The 12,175-nt window shown below is 36.4% G+C and carries 12 protein-coding genes; 5 read left to right on the top strand and 7 right to left on the bottom strand.

Annotated elements, in window-relative coordinates:
- Positions 1-8 precede the first annotated feature (8 nt).
- The gene (locus tag KYG33_RS22505) at positions 9-224 is read right to left on the bottom strand and encodes a cupin domain-containing protein (protein ID WP_232539107.1); all 216 of its coding nucleotides are present in this window, start codon (positions 222-224) and stop codon (positions 9-11) included.
- 319 nt (positions 225-543) lie between these two features.
- Here KYG33_RS22505 and KYG33_RS11795 point away from each other — a divergent pair, with 319 nt between their 5' ends.
- The 3 genes from KYG33_RS11795 to KYG33_RS11785 all read left to right on the top strand — a co-directional run bounded on the left by KYG33_RS11795 (position 544) and on the right by KYG33_RS11785 (position 3,331).
- Positions 544-1,446, top strand: a complete 903-nt coding sequence (locus tag KYG33_RS11795) for a helix-turn-helix domain-containing protein (protein ID WP_219071807.1) — start codon at positions 544-546, stop codon at positions 1,444-1,446.
- Between the two features lie 133 nt (positions 1,447-1,579).
- Positions 1,580-2,917 carry a carboxylesterase family protein gene (locus KYG33_RS11790; RefSeq protein ID WP_219071806.1) on the top strand — a complete coding sequence of 446 codons (1,338 nt, stop codon included), beginning with the start codon at positions 1,580-1,582 and terminating at the stop codon, positions 2,915-2,917.
- A gap of 246 nt (positions 2,918-3,163) precedes the next feature.
- Positions 3,164-3,331: a hypothetical protein gene (locus tag KYG33_RS11785; RefSeq protein ID WP_175627285.1), complete on the top strand. Its 168-nt coding sequence runs from the start codon at positions 3,164-3,166 to the stop codon at positions 3,329-3,331.
- Positions 3,332-3,464: 133 nt separating this feature from the next.
- On the opposite strand, the gene KYG33_RS11780 is transcribed toward KYG33_RS11785, so the two are convergent.
- The 6 genes from KYG33_RS11780 to lpxK form a co-directional block, all read right to left on the bottom strand.
- Positions 3,465-4,937 (bottom strand): alpha-amylase, encoded by a 1,473-nt coding sequence (locus KYG33_RS11780; protein ID WP_219071805.1) that lies wholly within the window; start codon positions 4,935-4,937, stop codon positions 3,465-3,467.
- Between the two features lie 44 nt (positions 4,938-4,981).
- The gene (gene dinB, locus KYG33_RS11775) at positions 4,982-6,079 is read right to left on the bottom strand and encodes a DNA polymerase IV (protein ID WP_077418911.1); all 1,098 of its coding nucleotides are present in this window, start codon (positions 6,077-6,079) and stop codon (positions 4,982-4,984) included.
- A gap of 185 nt (positions 6,080-6,264) precedes the next feature.
- Positions 6,265-6,717 (bottom strand): GNAT family N-acetyltransferase, encoded by a 453-nt coding sequence (locus tag KYG33_RS11770; RefSeq protein ID WP_219071804.1) that lies wholly within the window; start codon positions 6,715-6,717, stop codon positions 6,265-6,267.
- A gap of 92 nt (positions 6,718-6,809) precedes the next feature.
- The gene (locus tag KYG33_RS11765; protein ID WP_219071803.1) at positions 6,810-7,325 is read right to left on the bottom strand and encodes a TlpA family protein disulfide reductase; all 516 of its coding nucleotides are present in this window, start codon (positions 7,323-7,325) and stop codon (positions 6,810-6,812) included.
- A 118-nt stretch (positions 7,326-7,443) separates the two neighbouring features.
- Complete coding sequence (locus tag KYG33_RS11760; RefSeq protein ID WP_219071802.1) at positions 7,444-8,259, bottom strand: purine-nucleoside phosphorylase; 816 nt, start codon at positions 8,257-8,259, stop codon at positions 7,444-7,446.
- A complete protein-coding gene (gene lpxK, locus KYG33_RS11755) occupies positions 8,243-9,268 on the bottom strand; it encodes a tetraacyldisaccharide 4'-kinase (RefSeq protein ID WP_047386127.1) in 1,026 nt (341 codons plus the stop codon). The genes KYG33_RS11760 and lpxK overlap by 17 nt, the downstream gene beginning before the upstream one ends.
- A 109-nt stretch (positions 9,269-9,377) precedes the next feature.
- Between lpxK and truA the strand changes: the two genes are divergently transcribed.
- Positions 9,378-10,109, top strand: a complete 732-nt coding sequence (gene truA / locus KYG33_RS11750; protein WP_219071801.1) for a tRNA pseudouridine(38-40) synthase TruA — start codon at positions 9,378-9,380, stop codon at positions 10,107-10,109.
- 265 nt (positions 10,110-10,374) lie between these two features.
- Positions 10,375-12,132, top strand: a complete 1,758-nt coding sequence (locus KYG33_RS11745; protein ID WP_077418916.1) for an ABC transporter ATP-binding protein — start codon at positions 10,375-10,377, stop codon at positions 12,130-12,132.
- Positions 12,133-12,175: the final 43 nt, after the last annotated feature.

Raw genomic sequence — 12,175 nt, 5'->3', positions numbered from 1 at the left:
ATTTAGGTTTATAAATTGTTATATTCTTCATCCGTTACAGGCTGCAGCCATTCTATAACCCCGTTTTGAGTGTTGGGATTGATCGCGATATGGGTAAATTCACTGTCCGGGTCGGCACCATGCCAATGGATGATACCGGGAAGAATATTGACGATATCTCCCGGGTTCAAAATCTGTACAGGTTTATCTTTTTCCTGGTAGTATCCTGTTCCTGAAGTTACAATTAAAATCTGCCCGCCGCCATGAGAATGCCAGTTATTTCTGCATCCTGGTTCAAAAATGACATTTCCTATCTGGCAGTTCAGGTTGTCTTCATTGGGTTTCAGGATGTGAACCCACGCCGTTCTCCGGAGAAATAATCTGCAGGAGCTTTTTCCCCTTTTGGAAAGGTGGCTGTATTAAAAGTTTGCATAACGATACAAAAGTCGAAACTTTCCGGTAAACCACACTTATACAGATTACCGAATTACTTACCAATTTTACAGACCCTATTTCAGTTACATCAGAAAGTGGTAATTTTGAATAGTAATAAAAATATACTTCATGGAAAATCAGGAGGTTGAAATCTATAATAGTGTTTCGGAATACAATAAAATGGCCAATCATGAAACTCTGCATCCGCTGGTAAGTGTGATCGATTTTTCTAAATCTGATCCTATCTGCCAGCATAAAAGAAAATTTGGGTTTTATACCGTTTTTCTGAAAGATGTAATGTGTGGAGACATGCAGTATGGAAAACACAGCTACGATTATCAGGAAGGAACATTGGTGTTTATTGCCCCCGGACAGACCTATGGAATTTATAACAAAGATAAATATGTTCAGCCCGCAGGTTCCGCATTAATTTTCCATTCCGATTTGATAAAAGGAACAAACTTAGGTAAGAACATTAAAGAGTATTCCTTTTTCTCATATGATGTACACGAAGCCTTACATCTCTCTGAAAAAGAGCGGGAAATCATATTGGAATGCTTTAAAAATATTAAACTGGAATTGGAGCAGGCTATCGATAAACACAGCAAATCTTTAATTGTAAATAATATTGAGCTGTTTCTGAATTACTGTATGCGTTTTTATGACCGTCAGTTTATTACAAGAGATCATATCAATCAGGGAGTGATCGGCAAATTTGAAAATCTGGTAGATGATTATTTAAAATCTGAAAACCCTAAAAATATCGGTTTCCCAATGGTGAATTACTTTGCAGAAAAACTGAATTTATCTGCTAATTATTTCGGAGACCTGATTAAAAAAGAGCTGGGAATTTCCGCTCAGGAATTTATCCACAACAAACTTATCGATATTGCCAAAGAACAGATTATGGATCAGGCAAAAACAATCAGTGAGATTTCCTATGATCTAGGATTCAAATATCCACAGCATTTTACAAGACTCTTCAAAGCAAAAGTGGGTATTTCTCCAAGTGAATACAAAATCCTGAACTAAGATCTTTTAACACGAATAACACTAATTGTTTCACAAATATCACTATAACAATTAGTGGATATTAATGCTTTCATTTGCGCAATTTGTGTTTAAATAATTAAATTTAAAGAGAAAAGTTTTCACCATTGTAAAGATGACACCAAATCAGCAGGAAACCTTTATTTTTGATACCCGTTTCGGGAGAATTATAGCATTGAAAGAAGAAGGAATTATCAGGGCTAAAAGTATCCGCTATGCCCATTCTGAAAGATTTCAAAAACCTGTTGCTGCAGAATCTTCATCATCAAATATTGTTGCTCCTGAAAAAACTCCGGTGTGCCCTCAAACTTTAAGTCCGCTTGTGGAAAAAATGATTGGAGCTACTCCTGTTGACAGTTTTGAAGCTGATGAATTTACACAGTATCTTTCAATTACCCGTCCTGAAACAGTTTCTGAAAATGAAAAACTTCCTGTTATAGTTTGGATTCATGGAGGATCTCATGAAATAGGCTGTGGTGATCTTGCCACTTCAGATCCCTCCGAATGGGTGAAAGAACAGCATGTCATCGTTGTTGCTGTTTCGTATCGATTGGGATTATTTGGCTTTTTGGGCGGAGATGAAACCAGGCCTGCTAATCTTGGACTCCTGGATATGATTGAAGCATTAAAGTGGATAAAAACCCATATTGCAGATTTCAGTGGAGATGAAAATAATATCACCCTTCTCGGGCAGTCTTCAGGAGGTGATGCGATTGCTCATTTAATGATTTCTGAAGGAGTGGAAGATTTATTTCAGCGTGTTATTATCCAGAGTGCGCCTTTGGGGTTACGCCATCAAAGACAGAAAATGGCCGCAGAATTTCTGAAAAAAACAGAAGCATTGAAAGATGAAACTGACGTGTTAAAAATGATGGATGAATACGGAAAATTTTTACCATCCATCATCAAATACGGTCTGAAAGCTGCGATGCCTTTTGGTACTCAATACGGATGTTTTCCTTTATGTAAAGAAGAAGAATCAGTGGGAATGTGGAAAAAGAATGCTATGAAATATGATGTGCTGATTGGTCTGAATAATAATGAAACTGCATTTTATCTCAAAACTTCTGAAGCTTTAAATAAATATTTTGGAACAGGGTTGGGATTAAAAATCATGGATAAAACTGTTGAGAAAACTACAGAATTTATCTATGGAAATCCAGCGAGGCGGTTTGCTGAAAATCTGGCTGATGCTGGCGGAAATGTTTATCTGTTCAGAATTTATTCAACATTAAAAGACAATCATATCGGAGCTTCTCACTGTATTGATCTTCCTTTGATCTTTGGTAACGAATCTGCGTGGAAATCTTCTGAAATGTTGAAAGATATCCCCTGGAGCCGTATTCATGAGAACGGTAAGAAACTGCGGGCTCTCTGGGCAGAATTTGCCAGAACCGGAAAAATTGCTGATACATCCGAAAAACCGGAAATCCTGGAAATCCGTAAGATGTAATTATATTTTTTCCATTGAAAAATCCTTTATATTAATACATATCCGAACTGAAGATGTAAACATTACCTTTTTAAAGGATGACAAAAAATCAATGAATTTTTGACGGATTATTTAGCTCTGTTTTTACTATTATATTATGATGTTATTATGGGTTATATATACTAAATCAAGTAGTTAGTGTTGAATATTGATTCGTAATTATAATTTTTAATGTATATTTAATTAGTAAACCATAAAATAATAATTATGAAAGCAAACAAAGATTTCAAAGTGAAAAAACTTAAACGTGAGGAACTGAAAAGTATAAAGGCTGGAGATCTGAATTGGGGTAAAGTATGCTGTACTTCCACCGAAGACGGGCAATGTTGTGAATGGGCTACAGATATTTGGAATTGCCGATACATCTATTGCTAATCTGCAGATCCTCATAAACTGAAAGAGGCTTCTAATGAGCGAAGCCCCTTGTCAAGGTTTTAAACCTTGACAAGGGGCTTATTCAGAATGACACTTTTGAGACAACTTCTTATATTTTTATTGAAATTTAATCTTATTCGGGAATCCAAACGCTTACATTTCCTGCCGGAACAAGGAAATTTCCCCATCCGTTTTCATCAATGGTTACTTTTTCTTTGAATCGTTTCAAAAGATCTTTAAATTTTTTACCTGTGTAAAGCTGTCCCACTTCCATAGGCTTGTTGTAAGCATCCTTATTGCTTAATACTACAGCACAACCTGAATGTTCATCATCACCCGTACGAACCCATCCAAGACAATTAGCATCCTCAAAATAATCCTTCTGGTCTCCATAAGCATGCTCTTTTCTGGCTTTTAATAACTCTTCTATTCCATCTACTTTAGGCATAAATATCTCCTGATCATGACCTCCGCGATCTTTATCCACATAATGGGCGCCATACAAATCAGGATAAAAAACGCATGGATATCCATCTTTTCTCAATAAGATTAAAGCATAAGCAAGAGGTTTAAACCAGGATTCTACGGGAGCTTCAAGGTCCTGGAGCGGCTGGGTATCATGATTGGCCACTAAACTTACAGAATGCATAGGATCTGCCTGAGTAAGAGTTTCATCAAAAATTCTTCGGAGGTCATAAGAACTTCCTTCTTTTGAAGCATTATGAAAATTATTTTGAAGAGAGCTGTCAAAAAGACTCATACAGCCTTCCGTCACCTCAATATACTTTTGAAGCAGATGAAGATATCCGGGAGCCCAGTATTCTCCTACAGCGAAGATATTTTTTCCGGAATTGGAACGAAGCATTGTGAGCCATTCTTTATAAAAATCGAACGAAATATGCTTCAAAGCATCCAGTCTGACTCCATCAAAATCAGTCTGATCAAAATACCACTTTGCCCAGCGATTGAGTTCTTCCCGTACAAAAGGATTCCGGTGTTCAATATCATTGTACATCAGGTAGTCGTAATTTCCTTTTTCGTCGTGAATCATTTCCTCCCAATCATTTCCATATTCAGACTGTATTTTATAAATGTGGGATTCCATACCTTCTGCGTAATCTACACCGCTGAAACAGGTGAAATTCCATTCAAAATCAGAATATTTTTTTCCTCTTCCGGGAAAGGTGAATTTGGTATAAGACTCGATTTCAATAATATCAGAAATTACTTTTTCTCTGTTTTCCTCATCTACTTTTACCACTTTGAATTTTTCCAGTTCATCACCTCCGGCTTTGTGTCCCAGAACAATATCTACAATCACTTGTATATTTTGTTTCTTTAGGGTTTTAATGGCTTTTGTATAATCGTTTTTAATACCATATTTTGTAGGTATGGTTCCCTTCTGGTCAAATTCTCCGAGGTCATAGAGATCATACGCATCATATCCGGTAGAATAACCGCCATTTGTTCCTTTATAGGCTGGAGGAAACCATACAGAAGTAATTCCAAGTTTTGCTAAGTATCTGGCCTGTTTTTCGGCTTCTTTCCACAATTTTCCGTCTCCTTCAGAATACCAGTGGAAAAACTGAATCATGGTTGGGTTCATAAATTTACTGATTTGGTTGATACAAGGTAGCGAAAAAATATGACCTACTCATTTTCAAATTCCTCAAACGGGATTTTTAGTTGAACGGAAACTTGTTTTTTTTCTTCCGTATTCAGTTGAGAGAGAGACAACCCGAGCAGGCGTACAGCTTTATCGAAAGGGCGGAGTTCCCATAGTTTTCTTCCCGTGCTGACGTACTGTTCTGGTGACGAGAAATAATCTTCCCTGGTGATACTCCTTGTGAAAAGAGAGAAGTCTTTATATTTTATTTTTAAAGTTAAAGTCCTTCCAAGAATATTATTTTTCTGCAATCTCTGATGAATTTCCTGAGCAAGGCTTTCCAGTTTTTCATTGATCTGCTGTTCATCCAGAAGATCTTCAAAAAAAGTTCTTTCCACCGCCACACTTTTCTGGATTCGGTGAGGTTTTACTTCAGAAGTATGAATACCGCGTACTACATTGTAATAATGTTTCCCGGACTTCCCGAAAAGTCTTACCAGATCTTCAAGAGATCTTTTTTTTAAATCTTTTCCTTTATAAATTCCTAAACTAAACATTTTGTTAGCGGTAACTTTTCCAACGCCGTAAAATTTTTCTACAGGCAGTTCTTCCAGGAAATGCTCCATTTTATCAGGATGAATTGTTTTCTGGCCATTCGGTTTATTGATGTCTGAAGCCACTTTAGCCAAAAACTTATTGACTGAAATTCCTGCAGATGCCGTAAGACCCGTCTGTTCAAAGATTTTCTGACGGATTTCTTTGGCGATCAGGTTGGCAGATTCCATTCCTTTTTTATTTTCGGTGACATCCAGATAGGCTTCATCCAGAGAAAGAGGTTCTACCAGATCAGTATATTCATAGAAAATCTCCCGGATTTTTTTGGAGATCTCTTTATATCTGGCAAATCGGGGAGGAACAAAAATAAGATGCGGACATTTTTCTTTTGCGGTTTTGCTGGGCATTGCAGAACGTACTCCATATTTTCTGGCTTCATAGCTTGCTGCAGCAACTACACCGCGATGCTGCCCTCCAACTGCAATAGGCTTGCCTTTCAATGCAGGATTATCATGCTGCTCCACAGAAGCATAGAATGCGTCCATGTCAACATGAATAATTTTACGAAGTGGCAAAGAAAAATCCATATACAAAGATATGGATTCCTTTATTTACGGTAAATTATTTTAAGAAGGGAAGTCTGAAGCTGGGAGAAGGAAGTTAATGAGGACGATATAAAAATTGAATGTCCATTTATTGAAAATTAAAAAAACTGATTATTAATTGCACTGAAATTACTTCCATTCTCGATCTTCCTGCTTCCATCGTTTTACTATTTCAGTCTCATGGTGAGAAGATGAGGTTCAAAACCTGCTTTTTCATAAGCTTTTATGGCAGATTCATTTTGAGCATATACATCAAGTCTTACTTCACTGATTCCCCTTGATTTTGACCAGGCAATAAGCTCATCTGTAATCACTTTATTGATGCCTCTTCCTCTATATTCCGGCTTTACATACATAAACCCCAGATAAGAATATTTCTCAAATTGATTGTAATATTTTTCTGACTTTTTGATTAGGGCATATCCTGATGCAACGATTTCGTCATTCTCTTCAGCAACAATTACCGTTGCTTCCGGAGACTGTATCAGATATTTTAAATCATAATAATGAATTTCTCCTTCTATAAGTGTACTGTTGAAGGGTCTTTCGGCAGTAACAACTCCCTGTTCAAATTCTAAAAGGATTTCTAAATCCTGTTCTGTGGCTTCTCTTGTGATCATGATGTTATTATATATCTTAAATTTTAAAACTCATTGAAAAGCAACGGTTTCAATGAGTTTTTTATGTTTTTTTGAAGGAAAATAGATGAAAGTTATTTTAAAAGTTTATCTATAGTTTGTTGAAGTTCAGGATCTTCAGGAGATATTGCATAATATTTTGCAATAGAAGATTTCTGATCAATCACCATATATCTTGGAATCCAGTTAAGATCCACATAATTATTAAAATCATTTTTCCACCCGGAAGCAAACCAATAATTTTCTTTGTGTTTCATGTCAAATCTTTCAAGACTTTTTTCAAACCCTTCTTTTGAACGGTCTAATGATAAAAATACAAAATCTATATTCTTGTTATTTTCTTCTAATTCTTTAGCTTTTGGTAGAGCATTTAAGCAATCCCTACACCATCCTGCCCAAAAATCAATGACCAAAACTTTTCCTTTATGGTGATCAAGAATCTGCTGAACTGTAATGGATTTTCCCTCTTCATCTTCCAGTTTCTGTTGTAAAGCTTCTTTTGAAAACCCTGTTTTAAGAACAGCAGGAGCTTTTTGTGAATAACTTATTCCAAAAATACCCATCATAAAAATTACTATCAACTTTCTCATTTTGTACAATTTCATGTGTACAAATCTAAACAATGAATTGCAATCTGAGATTGATTTCTGCTGAATTAGGAAAAATTTATAATATTGATGGCTTCTATGAGAATATTTGGATGATTTTTTATTGGTAATTTCTAATCAAACCTTTAACAACAGCAATTACATTGGGCATTGCTTTATTGGCTGCATTTAAAACTTCTTCGTGAGAAACGGCCAAAGCAATATCGGGTCCGCCAAGGTCTGTGATGACCGAAATACAGAATACATCCATTTCCATATGCCTGGCAACAATGACTTCCGGAACGGTACTCATTCCTACCATATCTCCGCCGATCGCTTTGATCATGCCATATTCAGCCGGAGTTTCAAAAGTTGGTCCCTGTAAGGCAACATAAGTTCCCTGATGGATTTTAATATGATGATCTGCAGCTGCTTGTTCTGCCACAGCAATCATTTTTTTGTTATAAGGTTCGCTCATATCCACAAAACGTGGTCCAAGCTCATCTATATTTTTTCCACGAAGCGGATGTTCAGGCATCATGTTGATATGGTCTTTCAGAATGACAACATCTGCAACGCTATAAGCTGGATTTACGCCGCCGCACGCATTGGAAAGAATAAGATTTTGAATGCCCAGTAAATGAAAAACTCTCACAGGAAAAGTCACAGTTTCCATAGAATGTCCTTCATAATAATGGAAACGGCCGCTCATCATCAGTACTTTTTTCCCTTCCAGGAGTCCATAAATAAGTTTTCCGGTATGTCCGGCCACTGTAGTCTGTGGAAAATGGGGAATGTCTTTGTACTCTAAAACATGGATTGGTTCTACTTCATTTTGCAATTTTCCCAATCCGGATCCTAAAACAACCGCAAAATCAGGGGATTCCTGAATAATATTTTTAATAAAATCTGCGGTCTCTTTAATTTTTTCTAACATAATCTAAGATGATTTGATTGAATTCTTCTTTCTTATCAATAAGTACATTGATAGGCCAGTAGTAAACAATATCTCTAAGATAGTCAAAAGTTTTCAGACGTACATAGTCTTTCTCAGTGGTTAATATCAGCTTATATTCTCCTAATTTTTTATACTCGGCAAGGATTTTTTTAATATCATCATCCGTGAAATTATGATGGTCTCTAAACTTTAAATGTTTCACCCTTTTTGAGAATTTTGCCAGATGTTCCAGAAGCGGTTTAGGATTGGCAATTCCGGTGATCAGTAAAATATCGTAATAATTCAGGTTGTTATCCGGAAGCATTTTATCTTTTCCGTATACATTTTCGTCATAACCAATGGATGAAAAGAAAACTTTCTGTCCGTAAGAAGGTCTTATTCTTGAGATATAATATCTTTTTGTTTCTTCAGTAAGTTCATCAGGACATTTGCTTACCATGATGATATTTGCTCTTTTATATCCGGCTCTTGATTCTCTCAGATCTCCGGCAGGAAGAACATAATCCTTGAAAAAAGGATCATTAAAGTCAGTCATCAGAATATTGAATCCAGGCTTGATCGCTCTGTGCTGCATAGCATCATCCAATACGAGAACTTCAAGGTCCATATCTTCAATTACTTTTTTGGCTCCGGGAACACGTTCTTCTGAAACAGCAATGACAAAACGGTTTTTAAAACGTTCAAAAAGCTGCATGGCTTCATCACCCACCATTTTGTAGTTGCTTTCATAGTTGGTTACTTCATAGCCTTTTGTCAGCCTTCCATAGCCTCGTGAAAGTACTCCGGTTCTGTAATGTTTGGATAGATATTGGGCAAGATACATCACCATGGGTGACTTTCCGCTGCCACCCACAGAAAGGTTTCCGACATTGATTATCGGAGTTTTGAATTTTGTCGACTTAAAAATTCCCAGATCATACATTGTGTTCCGGATACCCGTTACCAAATGATAACCAAGGGAAAAAGGATAAAGGTACCATCTTTTCATACGATTGCAAAAATAGGAATTTTCGTAAGCATTTGGTGCAACATTCTCAAAGACTTTTCAACAAATATTTCGTTAAATTAAAGTATTTTTGTGGAGTTATTACAATACATTGAGATACTTTATTGAATTTTCTTACAACGGGAAGAATTATTTCGGCTATCAGATACAGCCGGATGCCATTTCTGTGCAGGAAGAACTGGAAAAAGCACTTTCCACAATTTTAAGGGAAGAGATTAAAACTACAGGAGCAGGAAGAACTGATACCGGAGTTCATGCCAAAAAAATATTTGCCCATTTTGATACTGAACATGAAATAAATGATCAGCTTCCACGCAGGCTGAACAGTTTTCTTCCGCCTGATATTTCCATTAAAAGGATTTTTCCGGTAAAAGATGATTTTCATGCCCGTTTTGATGCTACATATAGAACCTACGAATATTATATCTCACTGGAAAAAAATCCATTTACCCAAGAATCTGCCTGGCAGCACTGGAAAAGGACTCTGGATATTGATGCTATGAATGAAGCCTGCAAAATTCTTTTTGAATATGAGGATTTCACCAGTTTTGCGAAATTAAAGACAGACAATAAGACCAATATCTGCAAAATGTATAAAGCGGAGTGGGAGCAGAACGGAACAGAACTTAAATTTACTGTTTCAGCTAATCGTTTTCTCAGAAATATGGTTCGTGCTATTGTTGGAACAATGGTTGAAATAGGAACCGGAAAACTGAAACCGGAAGATCTTCGTGCAGTAATTGAAGATAAAAACCGTAACGCAGCAGGAACTTCAGCACCGGGACACGGATTGTATCTGGTGGATGTGGGATATGAATTTTAAAATTTTCATCAATTCATCATAGAAATAGTTTAATTTCAAGAAGAGTTCAGATTGTCTGAAGAGTTTTTATTGTTGATGGTGTTTTTGGCTCTTATGTCATTAATGGAGAAACAGGCGAAGAAAAGAATGCTTAATATATTCATATTGTAAATGGTAGGTATCTGAAATTTTCTATGACGATTTGCAAAAGTTGTAAACGCAGTCCGGTTATAAAGTCTTATTTTTGCATAGAATTTTATTTTAATTCTTTCTTTCGATTCGTACAATGAAAAAACAAGATACCTGGGAGATTATAAAAAGGCTGTTCTTTATCGGAATGAAGTTCCGTTCATGGTTCATCCTTACTCTTATAATTTCTATATTCCTTTCCATTGTTTCTACTTACAGGCCGTATCTTACTATGCAGGTGGTGGATAATGATATTACAAAGCTCCATGATAAGGCTTTGATGATGAAGCATATCTATATCCTTGTAGGATTGGTGTTTGCTGAAACGATTTTAAACTTTTTCCTGGTTTATTTTTCAAATTTTATCTCACAGAATGTAATCAGGGATATCAGAGAGCGGTTATATGCTAAGCTGATTTATTTCAAAACTTCATTTTTTGATAAAACCCCAATCGGGCAGCTGGTAACGCGTGCGGTAGGAGATGTGGAAACAATTGCTACAGTATATACAGACGGTTTCCTGATGGTTTTCGGGGATATACTGAGAATTCTGTTTGTACTGATTATGATGTTCAGCACCAATGTTCACCTGAGTTACATTACGCTGGCTATTTTACCTTTAATGGTAGTCATTACAAGATTTTTTCAAAAAAGATTGAAGAAAGCTTTTGGAGACGAGAGAAACTGGACTGCCAATCAGAACTCTTTTGTTCAGGAAAGACTGGCGGGAATGTCTATTATTCAGGTATTCAACAGACAGGAATCTGAATTTAAGAAATTTGATGATATTAATGTTACACTAAAGGGAGCATTACTGAGAACCGTATTTATTTTCTCGCTGTTCTTTCCTGTAGTGGAACTTATTTCTTCATTATTCATAGGATTTATCCTTTTCTATGGAGGATATATTACAATCAGTGCAGGGGTGGTGATTGCCTTTATCCAGTATATTTCAATGCTGATTCGCCCTTTGAGACAGATTGCTGACCGTTTCAACAATATCCAGCGAGGAATTGTGGGAGCAGAAAGAGTATTGGGATTAATGGATGAAGAAAATGCAATGCCGAATAACGGAACGGTGAAGAAAGATCACTTCGCCGGAAAAATTGAATTCCAGAAAGTACATTTTGCCTATGATGAAAAACAGGAAGTTCTGAAAGGGATTGATTTTAAAGTAAATCCGGGAGAGACAGTAGCTATTGTTGGTGCAACAGGTGCCGGGAAATCAACCATTATCAGTTTGATTACAAGATTGTATGATATCAATTCCGGAAATATCCTGATTGATGATGTGGATTTAAAAGATTACGAGCTTTATAATCTGAGAAGTCATATCGGAGTCGTTTTACAGGATGTTTTCCTTTTCCATGGAAGTATTTTTGAAAACCTTTCCTTTGGAGACGACAGTATAACTTTAGATAAAATAAAAGCTGGTGCCAGAGAAATTGAGGTAGATCAGTTTATCCAGCAGCTTCCTGGCGGATATGATTATGTAGTGAGCGAAAGAGGTTCATCAATATCTTTAGGCCAGAGACAATTGCTGTCTTTCCTGAGAGCCTATTTATCGGATCCGAAAATTTTAATACTGGATGAAGCAACGTCTTCCATTGACCATGAAAGTGAAAAACTTATCCAGAGAGCAACAGAAAAAATTACAAAGAACAGAACCTCCATTATTATTGCCCACAGGCTTTCCACCATCGAAAAAGCTGATAAGATCATTGTGATGGAGCATGGTAAAATTGTAGAAGAAGGGAAGCACCTTGAGCTTTTGGATAAGAACGGATATTATGCTACTCTTTACAAAGCTCAGCTGCGTCATGAAGTGGAATTGGAAGAAGAAAAAGAGTCATAATCCATAAGCAACTATTTCAAAGTTCAGATAAACAATAAAGAGA

The sequence above is a fragment of the Chryseobacterium sp. D764 genome, from assembly GCF_019317325.1.
In the GTDB taxonomy this organism is placed as follows: domain Bacteria; phylum Bacteroidota; class Bacteroidia; order Flavobacteriales; family Weeksellaceae; genus Chryseobacterium.
The sequence above is the reverse complement of the archived record's forward strand: the minus strand, read 5'-3'. Positions and strand labels throughout refer to the sequence as shown.